Here is a 26248-nt window from a genome sequence, read left to right as displayed (position 1 = left end):
CTCAGCCGACGAGGTTCATGTCGGCGGGCGGCTCCATCACGATGCCCTGCGCCTCGAACGCGCGACGGCGCTCCTCGATCCGGCGGTGCATCTCGACCTGCGCCTCGTCCACCAGACGCGGGTCGAGGTCGACCGTCGGCGGATGCGGGTCGCCGTGGTGCGCGGCGATGTACGCGTCGAGCTCGGGGCCGCTGGTCCAGGAGGTGATGAGCGCGTACCGGGGACCTGTCCCGCGATGCCACACGGCATGCCAGAAGCGCTGCGTGTCGACGATGATCCGGGAGCCGGCGCGCAGCGGCAGCCGCACCTCCGTGGCCGGGTCGAACCGGTCGGAGCGGAGGATGAGCATCGAGTCGGTGTCGTCGGTGAGGTTGTAGTACCCGCGGACCACCCAGCCCGTGCCCGGCTCATTGAGGCGGTTGTTGTCGTCCTGGTGCAGATTGTAGATCGCGTCGGCGTAGTCGTTCGGCTGGAGCTCGATGACCCGGCAGCGGCCGACGCCGGCGCCCGGGGCCAGGGCGCGGCGCTGCAGGGTCGGGGCGATCGCGACCTGCGAGGGAATCCAGACGCCGTCCTTGTCGGTGCGCGGCGGCGTGTGGTTCCAGAAACCGTTGCAGTCGATCTCGCCGGCGTAGCTCGTCAGGGGTGCGAAGCGGGTGATACCGGAGGAGCGCCAGCCGACGTACTCGAGGTCCTGCCACTCGGACGGGTCCACCGGGGTGGTCTCGTCGTCGAGGACCACGTACCCGGTCTCGGCGAGCGCCGCAGACGTGATGAATCCCATGCTGCTTGCATCCTTCCCGTCGTTCTGCCCCCGGAGGCGGCGGGTTCTTAGGCAATCCTAATCCCGACCTCCCTCGCCGCCCCACCCCCTTGCGTGTGTCCCACCCCCTTCCGCCCGCGCGCAGAGGGGTGGCTCGGCCGGAAGGGGGTGGGTCGGCGAGGGATATCCTGAGGCCATGACGCAGCCCCAGGGTGCCCTTCTCGTGGGCAGTGTGAACTTCGACGACGCCGAGACCACGATGCGCACCGCTGCGGAGCTGCTCGGCGACCGGTTGCGTCGCATCCCGGACGGCGAGGTGGGCAAACGGTTCCACTGGATCATGTTCCAGCCCGACGTCATCGGCCAGGCGGACGGCATCGAGCGGATCGGCGACGAGCCCATCCCGTTCCCCGCCGGCATCGACGCCCGGGGCCTGCGGATCGCCGAGGGCGTGGACCCGGCGACGATCGCACTGCCTCCGCTGGGGTACGCCTCCGCGGCGATCGAGTCGTACGGCCTCTTCGCCCGGCTGCGTGAGGAGGGGGCGGTGCCGGCGGGCACCCGGTTCCAGGTGTCGCTGCCCACCCCGCTCGCCGTCATCTCCTCGTTCTTCCTCGGCGACGACCGGGCCGCGATCGAACCCGTGTACACCGCCGCGATGCTCCGCGAGCTCGACGAGATCCTCGCCGCGATCCCGCACGACGACCTCGCCGTGCAGTGGGACGTCGCGAGCGAGATGGGCATCATCGAGGGCGCCTCCGGCTACGGTGCCGTCATGGAGGCATGGTGGCCCGGCGACCCGTTCGACGGCCTCGTCTCGCGTCTGGCCGCCCTCGTCGACGCGGTCCCGGACGACGTCGAGGTGGGCGTGCACCTCTGCTACGGCGACGCGGGGGAGAAGCACTTCTTCGAGCCGACCGACGCCGGCTCCCTCGTCCGCTACGCCAACGCCGTCATCGCCGCGGCCCACCGTCCGCTCACCTGGCTGCACCTTCCCGTGCCGATCGGCCACGATGACGAGGCCTACTTCGCCCCGCTCGCCGCGCTCACCCCGGTCGAGGAGCTCTACCTCGGCCTCGTGCACCGGGAGGACGGCGCGGAGGGTGCCCGTCGCCGGATCGCCGCCGCCGTCCCGTTCGCGCCGGAGTTCGGCGTCGCCACGGAGTGCGGCATCGGGCGCGCCCCCGCCGGGTCCACGGAGGGCATCCTCCGCGCCCACGCCGAGGTCGCCGCCGCCTGGTGACCGGCCGATTCGCGCGCTCGGCCCCGGTGTCGTAAACTGATCCGCGGTGACGTGTCCGAGCGGCCGAAGGTGCAACTCTCGAAAAGTTGTGTAGGGTAACCCCCTACCGTGGGTTCAAATCCCACCGTCACCGCCATGGAAACCCCCGAGAAATCGGGGGTTTTTCCGTGTCTGGAGCGGGGTGTGGTGCATCTTTGGTGCAGATTTCGAGCGAGCGCCGCGGGGGATCTCTCAAACCGGGTGCAATTTGAAGCCCAATTTTCTCCGTCACCTCGAGGGGCCCTGTTCCCGTTGAAAGTGACGGGGATGCGGGCTTCGTTGTTAAGTGCGCGTCTGGAACCCGTATGCTCACGCTCATGGCTCCTCGACCCCGCTGGTGGCACACGCTTCAGTCCTCAAAGTCCGAAGTGATGTTGGCTGTTGATCTCTACAATCGATCGGGAAATGAGCGTCAGCTAGAAGCCTTCATCGTCCATATGAACCTCGGTTGGACCAAGCTGCTTCAGGCGCGTACTGAGGAGGCAGGTGGCGATCTCATCGAGAGGGATGGTCGCGGGTGGCGTCGGAAGCATCCCGAAGGCGGCTACCTGTACAAGCCGCTTCGGACGTTACTGAGTGAGCAGCTTGCACCCTCTGACCCCCGCTTGAGCAACGTGGTGTTCTTTCTCGGTCTGCGGAACCAGATCGAGCATCGGCATGAGGCGAAGGTAGCGGCCTTGGTCGCTGGACGTACGCAAGCGTTTCTCATCAACTACGAGCAGACGCTGGTTGAGTGGTTCGGTGACGACGAGGCGCTTGGGTCCGAACTGCGATTTCCACTGTTCGTGTCGACAATCACGCAGGACGCCGTGGAAGCCGTCAAGACCGTTCGATCGCAGGTGCCGCGGGGGATCTTGGACTGGCTCCAAGATTTCGATGCATCGCTGGAACCGGGTCTAAGCGAAGATCAGCGATTCGACTTCCGGATCTACCTTATTCCTCACACGGGCCCGAAGAGTCTCGCTGACGCATCCATGACCTTCGTCCGAGAGGACGAACTCACCGATGATCAGCGAAAGGTGGTCGATCAGGTCCGCACCATCATCCGCGAGAAGCAGATACCCGTAGAAGATCTGGGGAGGCTCAAGGTTGGTGAGGTCGTAGAGCAGGTGGATGCCCGCCTCCCCGCTACCTTCAATACGTACATGCACTCACAGGCCTGGAAGTACTACGGAGTTCGCCCGCACACGGGAGCTCATGATCCGGCCGCCACAAAGCCTCAGTTCTGTGTCTATAACGCGACGTTCGAGCAGTACACGTACACGGCGGCGTGGGTCGAGTACTTAGTTCGTCACCTGGCTGACCCTGACGTCTATGAACGAGTCCGAGGTTGGCGACTCCCGAGCGAAATCTCCAACGGGGGATCCCCGGTATGAGTTGCGATCGCGTTTTGTCAGGGTGGCGCGGCTGTGCTCACCCGACAATTTTGGGCCGGGACGTCTGAGCGTCCAGCTTGCAGAACTGATCGTACATCCTCAGGGTGCGCGACGACAGTGCTGATAACCGTTCTCATTAGGGGTAGTGGGTCAGAATTGAAGTGAGCAGGGGCGAGGCCGGATAGCCCGGATAACTGTTCTTATCGTCGGTAATAGGCCAGACGTTGAAGTGAGATGGGGCTGAGTAGGTGAGCGGCGTGTGACCAGTCGTCGAGCGGGATCGCGGGGGTCTGCGTCATCGCAAAGAAGCGAGGGGTCCCGGTACGCTGACGCCAAACGGAATGCGGAGGGAGCGCCGATGAGGTACTGGTGGGCGAGCCAAGGGCGGAACTACGCGACCGCGATCGCTCAGGGGAGCCTGTGGACGTCGCCCTGGCCAGACGGGACGATCCGGACAGACCGGATTCTGATCAAGAGCATTCGCGCCGGCGACATCGTCTTTCATTACGAGGACAAGGCCGTGCGCGCGGTGAGTCGCGTCGTCGCCGAGTGGGTGCCGGCGGCTCGACCCACGGGGTATCCGAAGCGGAATGCGCACGATCTCGACGCAGGATGGCTCGTTCACGTGGAGCCGACGGTGACCGGTCTGGATCTCGACTTCCGCGAGTTGCCGTCGATCATCACCGTCGGGGCGCCCGGGCCCCTGGACCGGGACGGCTCGCCACAGCAGAAGTATCTGAGTGCGCTCAGCGACGAGGACGGCGCACGGCTTCTCGAGCGACTCGGCGTAAGCACGTCTCCGACTGGGTCTGAGACGGAGCCCACAGCACGCGTCGATGCGATCTGGGATCGCGGAGAAACGGACGCGACCACAATCGGTCGGCGCCGTCGCGAGCAGGGGCAACTACGCGCGTTCCTACTGGGCGGACGAGCCACAGCAGCGTGCGGTCTGTGTGGCCGGGAGCTTCCAGCGTCATTGCTGGTGGCCGCGCACATCACCCCGCGGGCCCTGTCGAATGACAAGCAGAGAGGGGATTTCGCTTCCGTCGCGATGCTGGCATGCAGCCTCGGGTGCGACGATCTCTTCGAGATTGGATACATCGTCGTGGACGGAGATGGTGTCATCCAGCCTGGGCGTCCCTCGGAGAGCGAGGCGTTGGGCGAGGTCGTTGAGGGGCTCGTCGGGCGCAGCTGCGCCGCGTTCAATGAGCGAACGGCAGAAAACTTCGCCGCGCGTCGACGACTGGTGGCCGCGACCCCACTGGGCTGAGGGGCTTGCCGGACTTCATCGCGTGTCTCACGTGCATGTCAGAATCGCTACTGCCGGGAGCCATGCGCGCTCTCGATCCGCATCAGTGAGGGGACGCTGTGGACGACGAAGATCCGACTGTGACGATTGCGCGGCTGCGAGAGCAGATCACACAGACGCGCAAGGACCGGATGAGTGCGCAGCGCACCGTCGCGACCTCGGGTGTCCTGGAAGTCGCGCTCAAGCGAACCTCTCGGGACCGATCGAGTGGGGCAACCGGCGAAACCGATGCCCTGCGAGAGGAAATCGCTGAGCTCCGGGACAGCATCGTCCACGAGGTCCGTCAGGTTGATCGAACCCGCACCCTGTTTCTCCGCGCGGACGCGGAGTGGCCCGACCTCCCGCAACGCGCGCGCGTGGTTGCCGAGCTCAATCGCGAAGCCCAGTGGCGCACTGACTTGCAGACGCGGGAGCGGTGGCAGCAGCTGCGAGTCGAGATGCCGACGGTGGGGGAGCTGGACTGATGGCTCGCGGAAAGCACAAGGCGCGGAGCGCCGGGCGCCGATCAGCTGCCCAGGAGGCCACCATTGCTCAGCTCGAGAGCGAGCTCGAGGCTGAAGTCAACGCGCTGAAGGCCGCGGAGGCGGCGCTGGGGCGCGTCGCGAGCTTGAAGGAGGATCTGCACGGTGAGCAGGCGGCGCTCGCGAACGAGGCTCAGGATTACGCCAGCTCACTGAAGGCGGAGCGGGACTTCCTTCGCGGCGTCTACGCAGACGCCCGCTCTCATCACTCGCGCGTTCACGCAGCGTGGGATCACTTCGGGGATGCCGCGATGGATCTCGCACCAGGCTCGACGCCCGTGGAGAAGATCGAGTCCTTCGGTCGAGTACTGGGCATGAACGCGTGGATCGCGAACGGGACGAGGAACCTCAGCACCGAGCAGGTCACTCGCATCCAACGTGCACGCGGTGAACGCACCGGTGCATCGGACCTGTCTCACGAGTCACGCCGCCTATCGAACCTCGTGGTCCTCTTGAACATGGCGGGTCTTGGACCCTCGATGATTGCCAACTCGTTCCATGAAGAACTCGTCTCACGAGGAGTCGTTGAACGAGACGCGGAAGGCGTCCATACGATCGCCGACAGGGCGAAGCTCGATGCGGAACAGGTGGGTTTGCTCGACGAGGCTGTCGCTCTTGCGGAACGGGTTTGGAAAGCACGTGCCGACGATCTCGATGTTCCGGCCGTGCTCGTCTGGGGTGCCGGCGGAATCGTCTCGGAGCCGAGGGATGCCGGCGCTCGGCGTGCTGCCCTCGGGTACATCGACAGCGCGTCAGAGGCATTCGCGACGTCGTCCGAATTCAGCACGATCAGCTTGCCGCTTCCGAGCACGTCCCCCGCGGCCAGAGGTCACTACGTCACGCAGGGCCCCACCAAGATGCTGACCGCATGGCGAGAGGTGTTCGACTCTCGTGGTCGGATCTCCAAGAAACTGGGTCTCGCTCGACACCCGTTCGCTCAAGTGAATCCCCATCCGCAGCCTGGTCAGGCGCTCGCGAGCCAGAACATGTACGCACGGGCCGCCTACTCTTCATGGCTCAACGCCGAGACCAGTGCCGTTCGGGGTCAGGTCGCCGTTGGCCTGACTGCGGCGGCGTCTTATTGGCTTCCCGCCGGCCAGACGGCGGCGTTCGCGGACTCGGAGCCGATGAACGACTCCGACCGCCGCGAGATGATCATGCCGTACCCGCAGGTCTTCCTGGCATTCGCCGAGCCTCTGATCTTCGAGCCCACCGCAGCTCCGGTGTCGGGTTCAGCAGACGCGGAACGTTGGAAGCTCGTCTCGGCCGTGGCGCATGACTCACTGCGTGGTGATCTGACCGTGGGGGAGTTCATCTCCGATCGTGACATCAGCCGAGGCCACGAATCGTGGCTGGCGGTAGACATCGACAGCGCTCTGGAGCAATTCGGCGCTCACATCGAGGGCATCCTCCTGCTGTCTGACGACTACGGTCAGCCCGCAGATCTGTTCGCGTGGTGTCTCGCGATCCCAGGGGCCTACGGATCTCCTCTGGGTCGCTTCGTGATTCCGGCCTCGAGAGAGGCGACGCAGTACAGGGACGTCGTGGACAACCTCACCGCTGTCGTAGCGTGGGCGCAATGGCATGAGCCTGACGACAGCACCGATGTCCCGCTCGGGACCCCGCTGTCGGAAGTGGAGGCGCAAATCTCGACGGCGGACTTCCGCCGCGACGCGAAACGCTCAGGAGCCGGAATCCGGGTCATCGATGTCGGGGCGACGAACCGAGGCTCGAAGTCGTCACGTCGTCCAGCGGCCGATGACAGCGACACAGCGCCCATGACACCGCACTTCCGTCGAGGCCACTGGCGCCGCCAACGGTTCGGGCGGGGGCTGGAGGAGAGCAAGCGCATTCGGATCGCACCTGTGCTCGTGAACGCGCATCGCGGTGGGATAGCGCACCGGGTGTACCGACTGCATCCGGATCGAGTCTCAGGTGTAGGCCACCAGCCGGAATGACCCTGAAGAGCCGCCCGTTGCGGTGCGTCCGGGCGGCTCTTCAGATGTCCTGGGTCAGCTACGCGGGCCGGTCATCTCGTACTCGGCGACGAGCGCCTTGGCTGCCGCGAGGAACTCCGGGTCGATGCGGATACCTCGGAGGATCCTCATCAGGTCCTTGCCGGACGCCGCCGGTCGGTGGTCGCTGGCGCTCACGCCGGCGAGGTAGTCGCCGGCGAATCGACCCTCGAACCCATCCCGACCAGCCTGCTCCGAGAGCCAGATGTGGAACGGTGACCACGACCGTCGATTCTGGATCGGAATCGTCAGCTCGTCGTCGAGCGGCTCGCCGTTGCTGGCGCGCTCGACTACTGCCGTGAGGCGCTGGTAGCCGGGAGGCTGGAAGTGAGCGCCGGTGCGGCGCCCGATCCGTGCGGGGTGGCCGGCGCGCATGAAGTCGACTTCCTCGCGCAGGAGGTAGATCGTGACGTTCCGGCTCTCGCCGACGCTGCCGCTCTCGCGCATGGGGAGGCCCAATGCCGCGGCGGCCCAGATCAGTGCGCCGTTGGTGAGGTAGCCACCCACCGTGTGCCCGAGCAGCTCCTCAGCCATGTGCTTCAGCGTGTAGCTGCCGACATCGTTCCGCTCGTGTCGGTCGGCCGCACTGACCGGGGTGAACATCCTGAGGAACTCGGCTGCGAGCAAGGTCTCGCGCAGGAGGTCGGCCGAAAGGTCGTCGGCCATCGGCTCGTCGTCCATGAGACCTCGGCGGCCGAACACGGTCGAGGAGTGCTTCGAGCCGATGATCGGGTGGTCCTCGAGGACGCGAAGTAGGTCGCGCACGACGATGCGATCGCCGAGGATGCCCTGGTGGAGCGGATCCTCGATCAGGCGTAGCGCCTCGGTGAGCTTCACGCCGGCGGCAACACGCCAGGCCTTCGCGTCGCGGGCGATCACCGGGTGACGGTCGGTGTTGGTCATCTCGTACTCATTTCTGGACGTCGCACCCCACGCCTACGAGGTCCTTATGAGGAGGTGACTCGATAGGTACTGCAGCTCTGGATCCGCCTCGGTTGTCCTCTGCGTCCGACCCGCGTGGGGGATCGAACTCGGAGTGTGGCGGTCCAGACCGCCGAAGTACCAGTGTAGCTTTGGGGTCCGACGTGCTGGTCGATATGCCCTGCATTTCAGAGCAGGGAGGAGACCGCCTGCTGGGCGATGTCCGCCCACGAGGCGTCGTATCGCGCCCTGACGTGCCATGGAGTTATCCACAGGATGCATCGAACCAGGTGGCCCCGGTGCACCATGATGGCTTCATGTCTGACGACGTCCGCCTGATCCTGAATCGCACAAGCGAGCCGCCGCGGGTGCTTCACCGGGAAGACTGCCCGACCATCCAGCACCAGGTGCGCGGCGATGTCCGTGAGGAGCTTCCGCGAGGCGGATTCGAGGTCCTCGAGTCATACGAGGACGGGCTCTCGCTGATCGGGCCTGTCGAGGGCGTGGATCGGAGCTACTACGCAGCGTCGTATGTGACCGTCGAGCAGCTTGCCGGCGTCGGTCGGTACCGGCGATGCAAGACGTGTGCGCCGGACGCTCCCGAGGGTCCGGGGCCCATGCAGGTTCACCGAAAGAAGGCAGAGAGCCTCGGCGCTTCCGACATCGGAAGGGTCACCGTCGACGGGGCGATTGAGCGCGTCGAGCACTCGAGCGAGGGGACCACTGTGACGCTGAGCGGTGGCGTCGTGCTGACGCTCGGCGCGGGGGAGACGGTTTCGTTCCCGAAGATTCCGCGGGGGCAGTAACGCTCGACTGTTGCGTGATTGATCGCTTCAGAGCTGACGTTCGTCGCTCTGCGAGTCCTCGGACTCGGCGAGTCCGAAGCGGTCGACGGTGACACCTTGGAGCTCAGGGAATCGAGCCATGCGCGATGCGGCTGTGGGTGCGGGTTCCGGTGGCGCCTGCCGCGATGTGGGAGTCTGCATAGGCGCTCGTGTCGGCGCTGGAGCGACAGCAGGCGCAGCAGCAGAACGCATCATGTGTGAGACGAACTGGCGCGGCTTGATGATCAGCCGACCGTTCCACGCGGGTCCGAGATCGGTGAGGTGACGGTCAGAGGAGACGATGACGTCGCCGTTGACGGCGGGGTCCTTCGCCAAAGCGAGGATGTGGTTGTCCCCATGGTCGCCGATGCCGTGATTGCGGGCGATGGGGTCGACGATCGCGCCTCCGGTGAACTGGCAGGTCTCGGCGATGAACTCGATGAACTTGCGGCGGGTCTGCTCGCTCTGACCGTTCACGTGCATCACACGGTTGATGTTGCGGAGGATGTGCGGGGAAGCGAAGAGCGCGTATCGGTCGTCGAAGGCGAGGGCGAGCGCGTCGGCCGCCGGCGAGGGGGAAGGGATGTCAGCCTGCGTGGGAAGCAGGATCCGGCCCTCACTGCGACCGATGTAGTCGAGGTAGGCGTTGATGTCGAGTACGACGGGGATCTTCGGGGTGCCCGCCTTCGGGGCGACACCGGTCACGGCACGCGGAGGTCGTTGATGAGCGCGAGGGTCTCCTCGGTGGTGAAGACCTTGCCGCCACGCTCAGCCAGCGCTTCAGCGTGGAGGGTCTCCATCCCGTCGCGGAGCGCCTGCAGGCGCTTCAGCCGGAGACGCTCCTTGAACTCAGCCATGGCAACGCGGAGGAACTCGCTGCGGTTGCCGTCACCGAATTCGGCGGACAACTCGTCCAGCAGGGAGACGTCTGCGTCCTCGACGGCGAAGCTGATCGGTCGAGCGGCCATGGGGCGCCTCCTCATTCGTTAGTAACTGGTTAATAACCATACTGCGCAGCAGCGTGTAGGGCAATGGGGAGCTGGCGATGGATCGGGTCAGGTCGGCACCCGAGCCTCCGCTACTCTCAGCTGAGACGGACCTCACGAAGGAGTAGAAATGGGCCTGTTCGACAAGGTGAAGGACGCCGCCTCTCAGGCGGCGCAGGCGGGCATCGACAAGGCACGAGCCGCCGTGCCCGGTGGGGGACCGGCAGCGGCTCCGGTGGCATCGGTCGCCCCGGCTGAACCCGCGATGACGACGACCGCAGAGCCGCGGCCGATCATCGAGCTGGAGAGCCACATCGACGGCCGCAACGCGAAGGTGCGCCTCTGGGCGGACCGCCTCGAGTGGGAGCGCCCGCGCGGAGTCTCCGGCGGGAAGATCACCGCCGGAGTGCTGACCGGTGGCGTCTCACTGCTGGCGACCGGCGTGAAGGGTGGCAAGGACGAGCACGACATGGTCCTGCTCAAGCACGTCACGAACGTCACCAGCCGCAAGGACGGGCTGAAGTACTACGCCGTCGACGTGCAGACATCTGCCGGCGCCGCGGTGAACACGATCACCTTCCGAGTCAGCAGGGACGAGGCAGCGCAGTTCCGCTCCGCGATCCTCGGTGCCATCCAGGACCAGGCGGAGAAGGCCTCAGCGCCCGTGGTCATTCAGGCGGCGGCGCCTGCCACTCCCGCGCCGGCGGCCGCTGCGCCGGATCTCACCGCTCAGCTGCAGCAACTCGCAGCACTGCGGGATGCAGGCGTGCTGACCGAGGAGGAGTTTGCGGCGAAGAAGGCGCACATCCTCGCGAGGATCTGACGGCGCGAGCTGGAACGATAGGGCCGCCCGAGCGATGACGCTCCGGGCGGTTCTTTCGTGTCGGGTGCGGCGGGTGGTCAGGCAGGCCGTGCGCTCGGACGAGGCGCCCGCCGAGGGGGAGGGGTTCGGCAGGCGCCTCGTCAGCTCGTGGCGCCGTCATGCGCGGCCCCCGCTACGTCGCGCTGCGGCTCGGTGATGTCTCGCCAGAACGGGACGGCGGGCACGGCGACGTGTTCCTGCAGCGCAGGCTCGTCCGGCACTGGCAGGACATGGGCTTCGTCCCGATCCCGGGCCGGGAGACGGTGCTGCTTCCGCTGTCGGCTCGGTTGGTCGAGATCCAGAACTAGGGAAAGGCGTACACAGGTGGGGCCTGGTGGGCGGCTGCCGCGGCTGGCCCATCTGACGTCATCGTCCTGTTTCTTCTCCACACCTGGCGCCTCTGTTCTGTTCGTTCTCGACAAATCCGTACGTGTGCAAGACGGCCGTGCCGCGTGCGCTTGTTGATGAAGGCATTAGTCACGCCCGCTGGCTCATTGGCCACCGTTGATCGCCTCGATGGTGGACTGATCGACGCCGCGATCGAGTAGGGCGCGGGCCAGCTCCGACCGGCGATCAGCTGCCCCGGCGTTCTGGGCCAGTTCGAGCATCCAGGTGAGCGCGGTCACCGTGTCGGCATCGGTGTCGCCGGCCTTTGGGCGTCTCAGTGCAGAGTCGAGTGCTCGGAATGCGGCCCGAGCATCGTTGCGGAAGTCACGAAGGATTCTCGCGTTGTCGATAGCCTTCGCGAGCCCGACGAGGTCCGGCGAGCCACCGTAGTGGAGCGCGCGTGGTTCACCGCGCCGCACGAAGACGATGTTGTTGCCATCTGGGTCCACGAGTGTGAATCGGGAGGCTTCCGGGCGCAGTCTGGTGAGCCGAGGGCGCCCCGTCGCCGGGACCCGGCCCAGTGATTGTTTCAGCGCTGCGGCGAAGTGAGCGTGGTAAGGCGCGACATCGTCCACCGCCACAAGGCACGCGAAGTCTTCGCGATCCCGATCGGCTCCTTCGGGGCGGCGAGTGAAGTGCAGATCCACGTTGCGCCAGGCGAGTGCGAGGTACGGGTAGGGCTTTGCTTGGCGGTGGAGCAGCCGAAAGCCAACGCCTGTGTAGAACTGGACGGTGTGGTCGGCGTCGTCGCTCGGAAGCGTGGGCACTACCTGCTCATTGACGGGCAGGGCGATGCTGTCGGCTGCGGACACCGGAATTCTCCTGTCGTGGATGCCATCACGGCATGAGCGAGTCTTCGAGACTAGCGGTCAACCCGGACAGATCATGACCGCGGCGGATCGAGCGTCCGCCCGCCGTCGCTGGTGGGACACGGAACTTTCTTAGGACCATCAGACGGCCAAGCGGGCCGGCCTTGCTGGTCGTCCGGAGGAGTGAAGCGCTATGCGACTGCGGTTCCTTCGAGCTCGACCAGCTGCCCGGGGATCGCCAGACGGGTGACGCCGAGCATCGTGGTTGTGGGGGCGACTCCGGCCGCGCCGAGCTTCCCGGCGAGCACGCCGTAGTGGGGGAACAGCGCATCGACGTCGGTCGTGTAGACGTTGAGGCGGACCAGATCCGCCAGCGACATGCCGGCCGCGGCGAGCACGGCCTCGAGGTTCTCCACGGCCAGCGCGAGCTGCGCCGCGATGTCCCCGTCGTGCGCAGGCCGGCCATCCCGGTCCATCGCCGTCTGCCCCGAGATGTACAGGGTCCGCCTCTCACCCGAGACGACCTCGCCCTGGTTGAAGCCCAGCTCCTGCGACCACGTCACCGGATTCACTGCCGTGCGTTCCATCGTCGATTCCTCCGCTCGTTCCCGCGCCCGGCGACCCGGTGGCCGCCGTCGTAGGCGCTGCACTCCCAGCCTCGCAACGAAACACGACACCTAGTGTCGTGATTTATGATAGAGAGGAGAACATGCGCGCAGACCGACTGGTCTCCCTGGTGCTGCTCCTGCGGCAGCGAGGCCGGATGACCGCGGACCAGCTGGCCGGAGAGCTCGAGGTGTCCACCCGCACGGTGCTCCGCGACATCGACGCCCTCTCGACGGCGGGCGTCCCCGTCTACGCCGACCGCGGCCGCCACGGGGGCTACGCCCTCCTCCCGGGCTTTCGCACCGAGCTGACCGGGCTGAACCACGACGAAGCCCTCGCACTGCTCACCGTGGGTTCCGCCCGTGGCGAGAAGGTCTTCGGTCTCAGCGCCCCTCTGGCCTCGGCGATGCGCAAGGTCGTCGACGCGCTGCCCGAGGGGCATCGGACGACCCTCGGCGACGCGGCCGGACGGCTCCTCGTGGAGCCGGAGAGCGACCTCCTCTCTCGTCGTGCCCCGGCCGAACGCCTGGCCGACGGCGTCATCGGCGAAGTGCGAACCGCGGTGCTCATCGGGCGCAGACTGCGATTCGCCTACGCGGCACCCGGGCAACCTCCGAGGCATCGGACCGTCGATCCGGTGGGACTGGTCGTCGTCCGCGGGCGCACCTACCTGGTGGCGACGAGGGCAGGGGCCGATCGCACCTACCGCCTGTCCCGGATGCTCAGCGCCGAAGCACTCCCCGAACCGGCGCAACGTCCCGCCCAGGCCGATCTCGACCGCATCTGGGTAGAGCGCACGGCACGATTCCTCTCGGAGGACCATCTCCCCGTCGTCGTCCGCATCAAGGCGTCACGCCGTGAGGAACTGCTGGAGAACGTCAGAGCCGTCCGGGCCGAGGCGCCGGAGCCGGACGGCTGGATCCGCCTCGACGTGACCTTCGACGACCTGCGTCACGCGGTGTGGGCGGTCTGGCGGCTCGATACGGACGCCGACGTCCTCGCGCCGGATTCCGTCCGCGATGCGATTCTCGCGCGAGCCGATGCGCTGACGACCCGGTATCGGCCCTGACGTATCTACGGACTACGTGTCTGCTGAGAGCAAGCTAGAGTGCAGCGCGTGCAAGGCCGGGGTATGACCGGACCGGCGCAGACCGTCGGCGCTGACCATGATCGCGTTGAGTGCGGGACTCTGGCTCGTCTTCAAGTGGAAGCGATGGCTATGAGCGCGGCGCCGCGGGCAGGGAGAAGCCGAGCGGGATCTGGGAGACGGGGTCGAGTGCGGTGACGGTCACCCAGCCGTCGGCGAGGAGCGCGGCGTCCGTTCCGGGCATCGGGTCATTGGGAAGATCTTCGACCGCCAGGCGGATGTGCTGCTCGTCTTGCTCCGTCAGCGTGGTCTGTACGATGCCGAACGGAGCGAGCTCCGCTTCACATACACCGCGAGAGACAGCGGCGTTGGGAACATTCACGTTGATCACGGTCCCGGCCGGGCACTCCAGGAGCGAGGGCAGCAGAGCGATTCCAGCCGCGGCGGCGGGATTCCAGTGAAACGCGGTCGGGCGCATGCCCACGTCGAGAGAGAGCGCCATGCTCCGCGCCCCGTTGAGGCCCCCCGTCAGCGCAGCCCCGACGGTTCCCGAGTGGAGGATGGCTCGGCCGACGTTGGCGCCATGGTTGACGCCGGACAGGACGACATCGGCGGGATCGCCGAACGCGCCGCGCGCGACGATCAGGGCGATGAGCCCTGGCCCTCCGTGGACAGCGAAGGTGGGCACGCCGTCGAGGTCGTCGAGGACACGACGTTCGATCGCGATTCGACCATCGGCGTCTTCGGCCATGATGGAAGCGCTGGATCCGCTCGATTGCGCGGCGGGCGCGGCGATCGTGACCTCGTAGCCGGCGTCTCGTACGTTGCGGGCGAGCGCGTGAAGGCCGGGGGCGTCGATGCCGTCGTCGTTGGTCACGAGCACGCGGGTCATGATTCGTCCTGCTGTGCCAGGGCCGCCAATCCGTCAGGGCTCACTCGTCCTGATGCTCCCCGCGGCCGGTCCTCGTCGAGTGTTCGTACGGCGACGCTGCCCCTCAACTGATGGATGGCGCCGGCATCCCCGGTGCCCAACCCATGCCGGGTCACATTCAAGGCCCCTGCTGCCGCCCCCAGGGTGATGGCGTCGCGGGGCGATTCTCCCGCCGCCATCGCAGCCACGACGCCGGCGGTGAGGGAATCGCCCGCACCTCGCGTGTCCGCGACTTCGAGTCGGGGCGGGGTGACCTCCAGGAACCCGTCGCCGTCGAGGAACAGGAGAGAGTCCGACGCGCGGGTGACGATGATCACATCGGCGCCGCGCTCTCGGAGAGTGCGCATGGCGTCCTGGATCTGCGAGGCGGACGGTTCCGAGATGAGACCATCGGCCTCGAGCTCCTCGTGGCTGACCTTGAGGACATCCACACCGCCATCGACTGCCGCATCCATTCGATCGCCGGACAGGTCGACGATCACCTTTGCGCCTCCTTGGCGGAGATCGGCAGCCAGCCGTCGGTAGGTGTCCGCCGGGAGGACGTCCTCGCCGGCGGGACCGCTGAGGATCACCAGGGACGAGGCGAGTCCTTCCCGCAGCACGAGGCTGTACACCTCATCGAGGTCATGTCGGCCGAGGGCGTCGCCGAGCTCTTTGGCGATCTCCGTCCGCTTCCCTTCCCGCCGGTCGTGCAGATAAGACGGTCCTCTTCCTTCCCGTTCCACCCCGACGACATCGAATCCCTCATCTTCGAGGAGATGTTTGAGCACCGTTCCGGTTTCGCCGGTGAGCACGCAGCACATCGAGACGGAGACGCCGAGGCTACGAAGCATCCGAGCTTGCCACACCCCCTGACCGCCGGCATGGATGTGCACCTCGTCCCCGTTCTGGTGCTCTTCGACCGTCACGGTCAGGATGGGGGCCGGGGTGAAGATTGTGACATCGCTCATGCCGTCCACCCTGGTGAACGTGAAGACCGGGTGGAAGCCCCTTGCGCATCCGGTCCCATTCCGCCAGCCGCAACGGTCGAGCGGTGAAGGAGTTCAGTCGAGCTGATCCAAGACCAGCTCGCCTCGGGCGTTGAGCCGTCCCATCATCATCTCCACGCGTTTCGGGTCGATGACAACCGGTGTGGCGCTGTCGAACTCGAAGATGAGCGGAATGCTGGGGTGCATCCTGACGGTGAAGCGGCCGGGACGGGCTCTGTCCGACGGCCAGGTCATCATGAAGCTCTCCTGGCGGCGAAGCTTGGTCCCGATGACGATCTTCAGGTGTGCGAGGGTCGCATCCTCAACCTCGATGCGAGGACGAGAGCTGTTGTATTCAAGATTCCCCACGCGGAGAACTCTACGTCATCTCCTGTCATTCGCGAGTTACAGCGTACGGCTCAACGCTGAGCGACGGAGGTCATGTGCATGATTCGGAAGCGCCTATTCCGAACCGGGAGCGTCGAGCACTTCATCGACGAGGCTGATCCCGCCGGACGAGTTCGCGGACTCCAGCAGCTTCTGGATCCACGCTGGGTTGAGCTTCGGAGGTTCCGACTCATCAAAGGTGAATCGAAGGGGGATCGCCGGGTGCAGCCAGATCGTCGACCGGCCGCCGCGTTCCGTGTGCGGATGTGCCCAGGACAAGGTGAAGCTCTCGTTTCGCCGCAGCTTCGTCGCGATCGCTACTTTTAGATGCGCAAGAGCGCGGTCTTCCATGTAGATCGGATCATCGGAAGAGCCGTAATAAATCTCACCCACAAATGAACCCTATCTGGCTGGGAGTCTTTGGTCACCTGGTTGGCAGGAGCGGCAACCGTCGGCCGTACGATGGTCAGCAGCAGGATGCCGTCAGAGGGCGCATCGGTGACGAAAAAAGGAAGACCGCGATGGGCAAATTCATCTACGAGGAAACGGTCAAGACGGAGATCGAAGACCGCGCTCTGACGCACATCCAGCTCGTGATGACTGCGAAGCTTCGACGAGGCGAGCCGTTCGCGTTTTCGTGGAAGGAAGACTCCGGCGTCGGGGGCGGACGAACCACCGTGTGGGTGCACCCCGGAAGCTCGATCGTCTTCAAGTATCACGGCAGTCGTCAACCATCGATCAACCGCGAATGGGTCGAGGCGTTGGCCTTCACCGCGAATGCCCCGAGCGGCCTGTACCTCGTTCCGGAGCCGAACTTCCTCGCCTCCACCGAGGACAGCGGCACTGTCGAGCAGGTCTGACCTTGTCGCGCGGCTCCGTCACATGGTGACGGGTGCACGGAGGCGACACAAGCCCCAGAGCACAGGTCTGGTCAACGCCTAAGCTATGCGGATGGGACGCGGCAATCTGAAGGCGACGAGAACACATTTCGAGATCGACGGGCAGAACTTCCTCGTTTCCGACGAACACGACGTCGTCGAACTCATGTACCGGATTGAGGCTGCCGCTCGTACTGAGCCGACGTTCATTGACATCGCCACGACATCCAGCATCATCAGTGTTCTCATCACCGCCAACACTCGCGTCCTCGTCTACATTGAGCGAGGTGACGACTCACCGATCGTCGCTGATGACGAGCTGCCCTACTTCGACTGGGATATCTGACGAGAGCCGGAACGGAGCCGAGCTGCCCGACGTGTGACCGCGGATATCCTACTGAGCGCCGGAGGAGACGACCGAGGCGTTCTCCTCGACGGGACCGTCGATCACCTCGTCGACAAGAGAGATCCCGCCGGACGAGCTCGCTTCGATCATCAGTTCCTGAATCCACCGGGCGTTCAGCTGCGGGGTGTCGGTCTCCTCGAAGATGAAACGCAGCGGAATCGACGGGTGCAGCCAAATCGTGGAGCGTCCGGGCACGTCGCCTTCCGGGTGCCTCCAGGACAGTGTGAAGCTCTCGTTGCGTCGGAGCTTCGTGGAGATGGCGACCTTGAGGTGCGCGAGCGCGCGGTCCTCGATGTGAATCTCGCTCCCACTGCCGTACTGGATTGTTCCCATGGGATGACCATACCCGACCCGGAACTCGGGTCCGTCACCTCTCCCAGGCCGTGCGCTCCCGCTCGGCGAACTGTCGGAAAGTCGCGGCGGGGCGACCGGTGAGTTTGCGTACCGCCCGGTTCGGGAACGCCGAGATGTTCCAGCGGACGACGCGATAGATCATCCGCTGCACATCGATGTAGTCCTTCGGATAGCCCTCGGCGGTAAGACGGGCGAGGTATTCCTTCTCGCTTGGCCTCGCGTAGCGGATCGGCCGACCGAGGATATCCGAGAGGATCCGTCCAACGTTGCGGTAGGTGAGGGACTGCTCACCGTTCAGGGTGTACTTCTTCCGGATGTGGCCGGGCGAGGTGAGAACGGCGGCAGCCACGGCGCCGATGTCGCGGGCGTCGATGAAGGCCGTGAACGCATGTCCGGCAGGGAGGAAGATCTCGTCACGGTCCCGGATGTCGTCACGGTAGGTGGTCGAAAGGTTCTGCATGAAGAAGTTCGGCCGGAGGAAGGTGAATGGCGCGCCGATCTGCTCCAGGTATTTCTCTACGCGGTAGTGCGGGACACCCTTGTTGTGTTCCACTCCCTGCAGAGACAGGAAGACGATCTGGCGTATGCCCATCGCCATCGCGGCGTCGATGAGCGGAAAGAGGAACTGCTCCACGTCTTCGATCGGCGGCGGCCGCATGAGGAAGAGCCGGTCGCACCCTTCGAGTGCCCGTCGCATCGCTTCGGGATCGGCAGAGAACTCGAACACTCGGTGCTCCGCGCCTGCCGGGAGCGCACCGGTTGCGGACGCATCGCGCACCGCGGCGACCACCCGAACGCCCTTCTCGACCAGGCTGGCCACCGCGGCGGCCCCGACGGAGCCGGTAGCGCCGGTAACGAACACGGCAGGAGTCTCGTCAGCGTTCATGCTTGTACTATACAAACGTGAAGGATCATCTGACCAGAATCGACGAGGCGTTGTTGGCCATGCGGCGCCTATGGGCTCCGACCACCTCGGGTCGGGCAGCTCGTGACGCCGCGCCATCCGTGGATCTGTCGACAGTACTGCTCGTACATGCCGTCGGAAGCGCCCAGGGCGTCCTCACGGTCTCCGCGGCCGCAGAGCGCCTGGGTGTCGTCGCGGCCACGGCGAGTCGTCTGTGCGACCGCGCCGTCGAGGGAGGCTACCTGGAGAAGCGACCCACCGCTGGCGACGGCCGACGTCGAGCCCTCGCCCTGACCGACGAGGGGCGGCGACTCCGGCGGGGGTCCGAGGATCTCCGCCACGAGTACCTGCGCCGCTCGCTCGCGGGGTGGCCGCCTGAGGACGTCGATTCCTTCACCACTCTGCTGTCGCGCTTCGCGAAGACCGTCGCCGAACATCCCCCGACCGCACCATCAAAGCCGCGAACCACTGAAGGAGACCCATCATGAACATCGCTGTCCTGGGCGGCACCGGCCGAACCGGAGCCCTGCTCGTCGAAGACCTCCTCCAGCAGGGGCACGAACTCAGGATGCTCGTCCGCGACACCGGCAAGGCCGCCGACATAGCGGGCCGCGTCGACCTCATCGAGGGAGACATCCGCGACGCGGACGCCGTGGCCCGCACGCTAGACGGAACGAAAGCGGTCGCATCGGCACTCGGACCCGTCGGCAAAGACACCACGCTGTTGCGCGACGGTGCCCGCGTACTGACCGCGGCGATGGCTGAGGCCCACATCAGCCGCTACGTCGGCATCAGCGTCGCGGGTCTCACGCTGCCCGGGGATCGCAAGCGCCCCCGCGACAAGGTCATCTCCTGGCTGCTGAACCGGTTGGGCGGCGAACTCGCGAACGACAAGATCGCCGAGTACGAGGTCTGGGAACGCAGCGGACTCGACTGGACACTGGTCCGGGTGCCCCGGTTGGTCGACGGCCCGCGTACGGAGGTGGACGTCGACGAACAGGTTTCCGGGCGACGCACCACACTCACTCGGAGCAACCTCGCGCGGTTCATCGCAAGCGCCACCGTCGACGGGGGATATCAACGGTCGGCGCCGTTCGTCAGTGATCGGTGAGCATCGGCCACGCCGCTGCACACGCACTGAGCGCGGACGAGGCGCCCGCCGAGGGGGAGGGGTTCGGCAGACGCCTCGTCAGCTCGTGGCGCCGTCATGCGCGGCCCCCGCTACGTCGCGCTTCGGCCCGAGCATGTCAAGGATGCGCCGCGAAGCGGTGTCGCGCAATGCTCTTCATCCGGAATTGAGGATCTGTGGCCAAAGGTCAATAGGCGGAGAAGTCCCGGCGCCTCATGACCTTGTCGATTCCGACGAGACCGGCGAAGCGAGCGACGTCGCGGCCACCCATGACGCGGTTCAGTGTGAACTTCGCAGGGAACTGCTCCAGGAGCGGGTTCTCGTCATCGAAGGAGCGTGAGGTCTGGAGGGCGAAGATCCTCGTGGTGTCGAGAGCGCGGAAGCTGTCGATGGAGAGGACCGAGGAGTCGGCCGGCCCCCACAGGAGGCGATCGAAGGACTTCTGATTCGTCCAGTGCTGACGGATACGCTTGGCGATTCCGACCCTGTCGCTGGTGGCACCGACGTAGACCTGGGCGTACTCGTCGAGGACCATGATGTAGAGCCCGGGAACCCCGTCCCACTCGCTGAGGTCCGTGACCTCGATCATGCCCGGCTGGCTCGCGATGGCCGCCTGCAGTGCCGCCTCAAACTCGTTCCTGTCGAGCGCGGCGAAGTGGGCCATGTTCAGGTCGTAGTTCATCAGTGCCTGCTCGCGCTGCTCCTTGCACCATTCGTCGGTGAGGATCCGGTGCTCATCGTCCTCGAAGATGTGGTCGAGGCTGTCCCACAGCACAGGATCTTCCTCGCGCGACCAGCGGGGTGCTGTCGAGCGCTTGTTGATCGTGGCGTAGTTCTCACGCGAGATCTTCAGCCCGAGGCCGCGGAGGCTCCGTACCGTGCCTCCGAAGTGGTCGGCGCTTTCACTGGTGCCGGCGGCGGCGTGCGGCTGTCGTCGGCGGGGGAGCAGAACGGTGACGCCCCACACCTTTCGCGCAGGGTAGGGCTGCCACGGATGCCAGACGAGTCGGTGGCCGTCGTCAGACAGGGCGTGGAGGGTTGCGTTCGCCTCTCCTCCGATGGTCACGTCGAAGATGCGGGCCGGGTCGAACTCGAGGTGGGCGCCGTCGGGGATCACACCGAGCTGCTGCAGTTCCCACGGGTCTGCGTCGCGGATGAAGTACCCATCGTCGACGAGCGTGCGACGGAGCGCCTGTGCTGCGTCAACGGTCGGCGCCCACACGAGCGTCTCGCGTGGTGTTGCTGTGATCTCGAGCTCCAAGGCCGGCTCTATCGCGGATCTTCAGGGGACGAGGCGTCGAGGTCGACGAGCTTCGGGAGCCCACTGAGATGAGTGGCCATACCGAAAAGGTCACCGGGATTGAGCTTGATGAAGGAGGTGAACCGCCGCTGGCGGATCAGCAGGACGAGGCCGGTGACGAGGACCACCACGCCAGTGATGCCGATCGTCAGACTGACGAGCGGAGCCCAGGACCACGAGGCGAAGAAGTTCGAGAACATCCAGGCGATGAATACGGCCGCGGCTCCGCCGATGGCGAGGTTGATGGCGCGAGTGTCACGCGACTGGTACTCGGACTCCGGAATGGGGGTCACGGCACGCCAACCGCCGCGGCGGCGAGGGACCCAGTACTGGCCGTCCCAACGGACCACCACGTTCTCGGAGGGATCGATGGGGAACGAGGGGGGCTGGGAGCCCGTCTTGTTGGCCGTCATGTCGGGCTCCTTTCGCCACTAGTTGCCTGCCTGCAGGTGGGGTTGATGAGATGCTCTCACGCCCCACCCACAGAGCAAGGATCACGCCCGAGTCACCGGGACTTGATCTTGCAGAACACCTGCGCAGCCTTGTACGCCGGACTGTCTTCTTCGATGGGCTCGGTATCCAAGACGCGTGCCGGCTCGTCCAGACCGCTGTCGACCTGGCGCATCCAGTAGGCCCAGCACACACCAGACCCGTCTGCGGGACGGCCGTGCTTGGAGAGGAACTGGATTCCCAGCGGCAGCGTGCCGTCGTCGAGCCGGACATGCTCTCGGATGGCGCTTGCGATCGCGGTGGTGAGTACCCGATCGTCACCGGTGAGGTCGGACAGCGTGAGCGGCTTATCCGAGTCGCCGTCCTTCGTGGGCCAGGGGCCAGAGAAGAGGTCATGGGTGGCGGCGATCGTCTCCGTTGCGGAGGCGTCGATCCACCAGCCGTCGGGGTACTCCAGCGTGTACAGCGCGCGGCCTTCGCGGAAGGCGCGGGGGAGCCACATGGCCTTCATGTTGCCGGCCTCGTCCCACTCGGCGACGATCTGGTCCCAGTAGGCGCCCAGGGCCATGCCCATCGCGTCCGCAGCTGACTGCAGCGCTCGACGCTCGGCGTTGATGTCGGTGCGGTACGGCGCCAGGAGCTCCATGAACGCGGTGACCTTGTCGGCGCTGCTGTAGATGGTCCGCCCGACGGTGTCGTAGCGGCCCCAGTTGTCGGGGTCGTCGGTCGCCTCCCGGGGCTTGGGCGCCAGGGCACCATACGACTCACGCGCGATCCGGAACGAGGACACCGGACCCGCAACTAGTGCGAGTCCGGTGTCCTGGCAGATGCGCCGGGTGCCCGGCTCAGCCACTGAAGCTGTCATCGATGAGGGCCTGGGCGGCGTTGCCGACATCCTTCAAGCGGTCCGCTCGGATCGCCATGATCGGGGTGTCGTAGTCGAGCCAGGGGTTCGCGCCGATGAACCAGACGCGAGCGACGTGCTCGCCCTCCGCCTCCGCGACCTTCTGCCACTGCTCGTAGGCGAACATGAGTCGCTTGACGATCTCGGCGCCGGGCTGCGGGCCGGTCTCCTTGGCCCACTTGTACGAGGCCTTGGTGTCCTTGGCGCCGGCGAGCGTGGAGACCAGCGTGCCTCCGAGGGCCGCGTTCAGTCGGCGCGTGACCTCGCGGACGTCGAGCTTGATCGTTCGCTTGTGCACGCCGTGCTTCGTGGCCGATGCGATCGTCTTGCCAGTCATCAGCAGGCCTCCTGTTCCTTGACTCGTAGTCACACTCTACTCCTGCGACACTGGGAAAGCTACGAAGATGCCACTTGAAAACCACTAGCCCGACACTCTCCCTCCGAGGGATCTAAAGATCTCAGGCGACGGGTTCGAGCAGCGTCGGATCGGTCGGGTCGACGGTGCGGCTGCTGCTGACCTTGCGGTCGACGATGTGCTCTCGGATGGTGGAGGCGACATCCCTCGAGGTGTGCTCGAGCGTCGCCAGGGTCTCGGCCTTGAGGCCCCCGGTGAGCTTCTCCGGCGTGAGCCAGGCGTCCCAGGTGTCCGGCGTCAGGAACGCGGGCATCCGGTCGTGCACCTCTCCGCTGGCGTCGCGGGCCTCCTGGCGAAGTTCATCGCCTTATCGACGGCGTCTTGCGTCGTCAGGCCGAGCTTGTTCCTAAGAACTTCACCGCTGTCGGGATCCTGTACCGGTCGTCAGTCGGCATTCGTGTGCGCGCGCTCGGCAGTCACCAGCGCCGCGAGAGCTTCGTGCATCTCGGCACGCGCCGCGTCGGGGGCGAGTTCCCCGCTGAGGATGCGACGTGCGCGATCGAGATCGGAGCCGCTGGGGAAGTGCCCCGCGAGCTGCTGACCCTTCTCGATCAGGGCGAGGTTGCGGCTCACATCGGCGGCAGATGTGTGCAGAAAGCCGGCCGAAACGCGTCGGTAGACCATGGTTGCCTGCCCTTCCTTGCGGCAATTCTAATCGACATCACCTCAGAAACGGCGGGGATCCTGGTCGCCGTGACGCCCGCCACGCATGAGGTCTGCGAGGGTCTGATCGCAGGAGCGGAGCTTCCGTTCTGCTCCTGCACATTGAGCTGCTCGGGGGATGTCCTCGGCTTCGTCCGCCGCGATGATGGCCACGACGAGATTTGGGCGCATCACGGCAAGGCGCGTTGTCGATTCGTCACTCCGGATTAGGGGGGGGGCACGTCGGAGGGCACTGGCCAATGGCTTCATCGTTAGTCACGAGGCTATTCCTATCGGTGCGAAGTATGTGGAATCCTTGGACCGGGGATTTCGGATCCCTTCGAGGCGAAGCCACCGACCTGGTTTCGTCGCGAGAAGGAGGCACGGGCCTTTCCGGAAATGCGAAGTAGACGAGTGTCAGCGATGTCTCCGGGCGTCGGGTCGGCGGTGCCCCATTTGGAGAATCGTGAACTCTACCTTTTTCGAACGTGTACATCTTCGTAAGCGAGCGCTCCTCGAGCCCTATCAAGAATCGCTCCAGTACGTGCGCGCCCTGCGATCGAGCGACCCGGTGGTCCCGGTACCTTCGGCGCTGCAATGTCGGCTCGAGGGATCGATCATCGGGAGCATCGGCTACTTGTTCGATCCTGCGCGAGGGCAGGGCGGCGAGTTCAAGAAGCTTGAGCCACTACGAATCTGGGCGGAGTCCCGTTCGTACACGATGCAAGCCACTCCCGAGGGACTAGCCCCGACACTTAGCCGTCTGCTACCCACGTGGTCCCGGCACGACACAGAGATCGAAAACGGAGTCGCCCGCTTGCGATTTGAAGACTACCAAAGCGGCTCCGGCGTCAGTTTCTTCTTCCCAGGTCAGGTTGAGCGCTTCACGGTCCTTGGAATCTCACTGAGGGAGCTCGAGGCCTACCGCTTGGCCCACGTGTATGACCGAGTTCACGGAACCGTGAAGTTTGGTGACCCGCTTCACCGTCAAGAGCGAGCATCACACCATGAGGCCGATGCTCGACTTGTTCCGTTGAGCGCAATCGCACGACGACTCGGCCTGTTTGTCCGCGCGAACTTCGACGCTATCGACTCGTGGTGGAGCAACCAGCGACGATTCGCGGTCGAACTACTGACTTCATCGGATCGGCACAAGCCCATGGTCGACTTGTTGGCCGAGCTTCAATCTCCTCATTTCGCCCCCCGGCTTCGACGCAACGTTGAGGGCAGCGATCGATATCACCACTTCCTGGAGATCGACGGCGCGGCGGCACGGATCGATCTGCGCTACCACTCATTCTTCGACGAGCCGACGATGCACAGAGACGGTGCAGATGTTACTAAAGGCGCTCTCTCAGTTGGCGGCAACGCCGAGGCATGACACCCGATGAGGCGAGGCAGTCGCTTCGAAAAGACCCACGCGAGGAACGCGACGAAACCTAGGAGCAGCAGCACGCCGAGCACTAGGGTCCCACCCGCGCCTTCAAGACCACCTGCCCCAGGTCGCAGCTCAGGGCTGATCATCACTCACTCACCTCACACCCTCGTTGCTTTTGGGCAGCGGGGGTGTTCTTTTTGTCTTCAGCCCTCCCTCTTCACGACAGTGAGGGGGCGCCGGCAGTGAGGCCCGCGTGGACTCGCAGTGGCCTCGACATGGACTCACGCTGGTCACTCCACGCCCACTGAGGGGCGCTGCGTCGCTCGCGACGCGCTCGATGCGGCTTCGTGGCCTCGCGTCGGGCTCACGTTGGCCTCCGCATGGTCGCTCGGTGGTCACCGTCCCGTTTCGGGGGGCAGCTTCCTCGGACGGAGCCTCGGATACGCTCCCGGTGGTCGCTAGCTGGTCGCCCGACGGCCTCCAAACGGTCGGAGGTGGGCGTCTGGTGGGCAGAAACTGACCGTCAGCTCGCCGACGCCACGGTGCCGGATCAGGCCCCCCAGAGGGCTGTGAAGGGGTGGGGGCGTGAAGCGATGAGGCTCGCTACGAGGACTCATGTCTGCCGGGCCCGGAGCAGCCCCAGCGCCAGCCCTCCGCCCGATCCAAGATGTGCGAAAGCGTGCTCGTCCCTCTGCTGAGCTGCTCCCACCCTGGCAGCCGACCGCAGGAGTGCGGCTCTGCGAGTCCTCAATCGACCGACGACTCGCAAAGGCTGACGCGCCGCTTTCCACCCCCTCCGGGGGCTTCCTCGTGCCCGGTCGGAGACCGCCAGATGTGCGGCGCAGGGATGCCCGGATGCTTCGCGCGCGCCGTCGCTCGAGGCGATGAAGAAGCCGGTCTGGCGACCGGTGAGGTTGCTTTCCCGGCGCCTGGCCGGCGTCGATGAGGTGGTGCTCCTGCGTCGGCGCCATCGACGGTGTGACGACCGTCAGAAAGGACGTCGAAGCAAGCTCCGACCTGCGCTGCTGCGAGGCGAAGGCGGCCACCTCCGGGCGGCCGCGTCGGGGGTGTGACGAGTCCCGTTCCGCACGCTCCACGGGCCTCTGACATCGCTTCGCTCAAGGCTTGTCCCCACGGTGCCACTGCGTTCTAAACCATGGGGACAAGCCACCCCCGACTTTCCAGGGCAAATGGATCGCCATGTCCCCACGACCCCCTGCGGGCCCTTCGGGTTCGGTCATGGGGACATGGATGATGGGGACATCCATTTACCCTGATGCAGCAGCAAAACATGACCTCGATTTCTCGCTGAAGCTCGAAATGCGAGAGGCAAAGGGAAAGAGCATAAGGGGAGGTGGCACCGGGCTGCGTTTCTTACCTCGCTTCGCTCGCCCGAAACTTGACCGGTGGTCGGCATAGCCGACACCTCTTCGGTCACCCGTCCGACTGTCGCT

31 protein-coding genes, 1 tRNA gene and 1 pseudogene are annotated in these 26248 nt (G+C 65.7%); 16 read left to right on the top strand and 17 right to left on the bottom strand.

The genetic code is table 11. The features are described 5' to 3' along the window. Position 1 precedes the first annotated feature (1 nt). On the bottom strand, positions 2-784 hold the full coding sequence (locus tag C6C15_RS14580) for a hypothetical protein (protein WP_105950454.1): 783 nt from the start codon (positions 782-784) through the stop codon (positions 2-4). A 175-nt stretch (positions 785-959) separates the two neighbouring features. Between C6C15_RS14580 and C6C15_RS14575 the strand changes: the two genes are divergently transcribed. The 6 genes from C6C15_RS14575 (at position 960) to C6C15_RS14550 (ending at position 7209) form a co-directional block, all read left to right on the top strand. After that, on the top strand, positions 960-2006 hold the full coding sequence (locus tag C6C15_RS14575; protein WP_105950453.1) for a hypothetical protein: 1047 nt from the start codon (positions 960-962) through the stop codon (positions 2004-2006). Between the two features lie 45 nt (positions 2007-2051). Further along, positions 2052-2142, top strand: a tRNA-Ser gene (locus tag C6C15_RS14570). Between the two features lie 220 nt (positions 2143-2362). Continuing rightward, positions 2363-3421 (top strand): DUF3644 domain-containing protein, encoded by a 1059-nt coding sequence (locus C6C15_RS14565; protein WP_158698573.1) that lies wholly within the window; start codon positions 2363-2365, stop codon positions 3419-3421. 358 nt (positions 3422-3779) lie between these two features. Next, positions 3780-4691 carry a hypothetical protein gene (locus C6C15_RS14560; RefSeq protein ID WP_105950451.1) on the top strand — a complete coding sequence of 304 codons (912 nt, stop codon included), beginning with the start codon at positions 3780-3782 and terminating at the stop codon, positions 4689-4691. 98 nt (positions 4692-4789) lie between these two features. Next, positions 4790-5194 carry a hypothetical protein gene (locus C6C15_RS14555; protein WP_158698572.1) on the top strand — a complete coding sequence of 135 codons (405 nt, stop codon included), beginning with the start codon at positions 4790-4792 and terminating at the stop codon, positions 5192-5194. Continuing rightward, a complete protein-coding gene (locus tag C6C15_RS14550) occupies positions 5194-7209 on the top strand; it encodes a hypothetical protein (RefSeq protein ID WP_105950449.1) in 2016 nt (671 codons plus the stop codon). The genes C6C15_RS14555 and C6C15_RS14550 overlap by 1 nt, the downstream gene beginning before the upstream one ends. Before the next feature lie 54 nt (positions 7210-7263). Here the strand turns inward: C6C15_RS14550 and C6C15_RS14545 are convergent, their stop codons facing one another. Next, positions 7264-8169, bottom strand: a complete 906-nt coding sequence (locus C6C15_RS14545; protein ID WP_105950448.1) for a hypothetical protein — start codon at positions 8167-8169, stop codon at positions 7264-7266. Positions 8170-8504: 335 nt separating this feature from the next. Between C6C15_RS14545 and C6C15_RS14540 the strand changes: the two genes are divergently transcribed. Next, the gene (locus tag C6C15_RS14540) at positions 8505-8993 is read left to right on the top strand and encodes a hypothetical protein (RefSeq protein WP_105950447.1); all 489 of its coding nucleotides are present in this window, start codon (positions 8505-8507) and stop codon (positions 8991-8993) included. A 27-nt stretch (positions 8994-9020) separates the two neighbouring features. On the opposite strand, the gene C6C15_RS14535 is transcribed toward C6C15_RS14540, so the two are convergent. Together C6C15_RS14535 and C6C15_RS14530 are read right to left on the bottom strand one after the other, a co-directional pair. Continuing rightward, entirely contained in the window at positions 9021-9716 is a 696-nt protein-coding gene (locus C6C15_RS14535; RefSeq protein WP_105950446.1) for a PIN domain-containing protein, read from the bottom strand. Continuing rightward, positions 9713-9979 carry a ribbon-helix-helix protein, CopG family gene (locus tag C6C15_RS14530; protein ID WP_105950445.1) on the bottom strand — a complete coding sequence of 89 codons (267 nt, stop codon included), beginning with the start codon at positions 9977-9979 and terminating at the stop codon, positions 9713-9715. Before C6C15_RS14530 ends, C6C15_RS14535 begins: the two co-directional genes overlap by 4 nt. Before the next feature lie 148 nt (positions 9980-10127). On the opposite strand from C6C15_RS14530, the gene C6C15_RS17385 reads away from it, so the two are divergent. Beyond that, positions 10128-10820, top strand: a complete 693-nt coding sequence (locus tag C6C15_RS17385; RefSeq protein ID WP_234024163.1) for an SHOCT domain-containing protein — start codon at positions 10128-10130, stop codon at positions 10818-10820. 158 nt (positions 10821-10978) lie between these two features. Continuing rightward, positions 10979-11167, top strand: coding sequence for a hypothetical protein (locus tag C6C15_RS14520; protein ID WP_105950444.1), 189 nt, complete (start codon positions 10979-10981; stop codon positions 11165-11167). Positions 11168-11350: 183 nt separating this feature from the next. On the opposite strand, the gene C6C15_RS14515 is transcribed toward C6C15_RS14520, so the two are convergent. Next, a complete protein-coding gene (locus C6C15_RS14515) occupies positions 11351-12058 on the bottom strand; it encodes a glyoxalase (protein ID WP_105950443.1) in 708 nt (235 codons plus the stop codon). 188 nt (positions 12059-12246) lie between these two features. Further along, positions 12247-12642, bottom strand: a complete 396-nt coding sequence (locus C6C15_RS14510) for a RidA family protein (protein ID WP_105950442.1) — start codon at positions 12640-12642, stop codon at positions 12247-12249. Between the two features lie 122 nt (positions 12643-12764). Here C6C15_RS14510 and C6C15_RS14505 point away from each other — a divergent pair, with 122 nt between their 5' ends. After that, the gene (locus C6C15_RS14505) at positions 12765-13730 is read left to right on the top strand and encodes a helix-turn-helix transcriptional regulator (RefSeq protein WP_105950441.1); all 966 of its coding nucleotides are present in this window, start codon (positions 12765-12767) and stop codon (positions 13728-13730) included. A 148-nt stretch (positions 13731-13878) separates the two neighbouring features. Here C6C15_RS14505 and surE read toward each other — a convergent pair whose 3' ends face one another. The 4 genes from surE to C6C15_RS14485 form a co-directional block, all read right to left on the bottom strand. Then, positions 13879-14640 carry a 5'/3'-nucleotidase SurE gene (gene surE, locus C6C15_RS14500; RefSeq protein WP_105950440.1) on the bottom strand — a complete coding sequence of 254 codons (762 nt, stop codon included), beginning with the start codon at positions 14638-14640 and terminating at the stop codon, positions 13879-13881. Continuing rightward, complete coding sequence (locus C6C15_RS14495; protein WP_105950439.1) at positions 14637-15629, bottom strand: 1-phosphofructokinase family hexose kinase; 993 nt, start codon at positions 15627-15629, stop codon at positions 14637-14639. Before C6C15_RS14495 ends, surE begins: the two co-directional genes overlap by 4 nt. A gap of 93 nt (positions 15630-15722) precedes the next feature. Continuing rightward, complete coding sequence (locus C6C15_RS14490) at positions 15723-16016, bottom strand: DUF7882 family protein (RefSeq protein WP_105950438.1); 294 nt, start codon at positions 16014-16016, stop codon at positions 15723-15725. 93 nt (positions 16017-16109) lie between these two features. Continuing rightward, on the bottom strand, positions 16110-16427 hold the full coding sequence (locus tag C6C15_RS14485) for a DUF7882 family protein (RefSeq protein ID WP_105950437.1): 318 nt from the start codon (positions 16425-16427) through the stop codon (positions 16110-16112). 2 nt (positions 16428-16429) lie between these two features. Here C6C15_RS14485 and C6C15_RS14480 point away from each other — a divergent pair, with 2 nt between their 5' ends. Both C6C15_RS14480 and C6C15_RS14475 read left to right on the top strand, forming a co-directional pair. Further along, a complete protein-coding gene (locus tag C6C15_RS14480) occupies positions 16430-16894 on the top strand; it encodes a DUF7882 family protein (RefSeq protein ID WP_374114491.1) in 465 nt (154 codons plus the stop codon). Between the two features lie 91 nt (positions 16895-16985). Further along, positions 16986-17258 carry a hypothetical protein gene (locus C6C15_RS14475; RefSeq protein ID WP_158698571.1) on the top strand — a complete coding sequence of 91 codons (273 nt, stop codon included), beginning with the start codon at positions 16986-16988 and terminating at the stop codon, positions 17256-17258. A 48-nt stretch (positions 17259-17306) separates the two neighbouring features. Here C6C15_RS14475 and C6C15_RS14470 read toward each other — a convergent pair whose 3' ends face one another. Next, on the bottom strand, positions 17307-17651 hold the full coding sequence (locus C6C15_RS14470; RefSeq protein WP_105950434.1) for a DUF7882 family protein: 345 nt from the start codon (positions 17649-17651) through the stop codon (positions 17307-17309). Between the two features lie 34 nt (positions 17652-17685). After that, complete coding sequence (locus tag C6C15_RS14465) at positions 17686-18558, bottom strand: SDR family oxidoreductase (protein ID WP_158698570.1); 873 nt, start codon at positions 18556-18558, stop codon at positions 17686-17688. 17 nt (positions 18559-18575) lie between these two features. Between C6C15_RS14465 and C6C15_RS14460 the strand changes: the two genes are divergently transcribed. Together C6C15_RS14460 and C6C15_RS14455 are read left to right on the top strand one after the other, a co-directional pair. Next, entirely contained in the window at positions 18576-19064 is a 489-nt protein-coding gene (locus tag C6C15_RS14460) for a MarR family winged helix-turn-helix transcriptional regulator (RefSeq protein WP_158698569.1), read from the top strand. Beyond that, positions 19061-19687 (top strand): NAD(P)-dependent oxidoreductase, encoded by a 627-nt coding sequence (locus C6C15_RS14455; protein ID WP_105950432.1) that lies wholly within the window; start codon positions 19061-19063, stop codon positions 19685-19687. Before C6C15_RS14460 ends, C6C15_RS14455 begins: the two co-directional genes overlap by 4 nt. Positions 19688-19892: 205 nt before the next feature. Here the strand turns inward: C6C15_RS14455 and C6C15_RS17245 are convergent, their stop codons facing one another. From C6C15_RS17245 to C6C15_RS14430, 5 genes and pseudogenes are all read right to left on the bottom strand, one after another. After that, on the bottom strand, positions 19893-20966 hold the full coding sequence (locus C6C15_RS17245; RefSeq protein ID WP_199787659.1) for a hypothetical protein: 1074 nt from the start codon (positions 20964-20966) through the stop codon (positions 19893-19895). Between the two features lie 8 nt (positions 20967-20974). After that, positions 20975-21418 carry a hypothetical protein gene (locus C6C15_RS14445; RefSeq protein WP_105950431.1) on the bottom strand — a complete coding sequence of 148 codons (444 nt, stop codon included), beginning with the start codon at positions 21416-21418 and terminating at the stop codon, positions 20975-20977. Positions 21419-21510: 92 nt separating this feature from the next. Further along, entirely contained in the window at positions 21511-22245 is a 735-nt protein-coding gene (locus tag C6C15_RS17165) for a hypothetical protein (RefSeq protein ID WP_158698568.1), read from the bottom strand. Between the two features lie 55 nt (positions 22246-22300). Beyond that, the gene (locus tag C6C15_RS14435) at positions 22301-22696 is read right to left on the bottom strand and encodes a hypothetical protein (RefSeq protein ID WP_105950430.1); all 396 of its coding nucleotides are present in this window, start codon (positions 22694-22696) and stop codon (positions 22301-22303) included. Between the two features lie 121 nt (positions 22697-22817). After that, positions 22818-23054: pseudogene (locus C6C15_RS14430) on the bottom strand (SOS response-associated peptidase family protein); the annotation flags it as partial. A gap of 41 nt (positions 23055-23095) precedes the next feature. Between C6C15_RS14430 and C6C15_RS17160 the strand changes: the two are divergent. Both C6C15_RS17160 and C6C15_RS17155 read left to right on the top strand, forming a co-directional pair. Then, positions 23096-23647 carry a hypothetical protein gene (locus C6C15_RS17160; RefSeq protein WP_158698567.1) on the top strand — a complete coding sequence of 184 codons (552 nt, stop codon included), beginning with the start codon at positions 23096-23098 and terminating at the stop codon, positions 23645-23647. A gap of 313 nt (positions 23648-23960) precedes the next feature. After that, positions 23961-24797: a hypothetical protein gene (locus C6C15_RS17155; protein ID WP_158698566.1), complete on the top strand. Its 837-nt coding sequence runs from the start codon at positions 23961-23963 to the stop codon at positions 24795-24797. Positions 24798-26248 lie beyond the last annotated feature (1451 nt).

This window comes from Microbacterium sp. str. 'China' (assembly GCF_002993305.1).
Taxonomy (GTDB): Bacteria; Actinomycetota; Actinomycetes; order Actinomycetales; family Microbacteriaceae; genus Microbacterium; species Microbacterium paraoxydans.
This window is presented reverse-complemented; position numbering and strand designations above follow the sequence as displayed.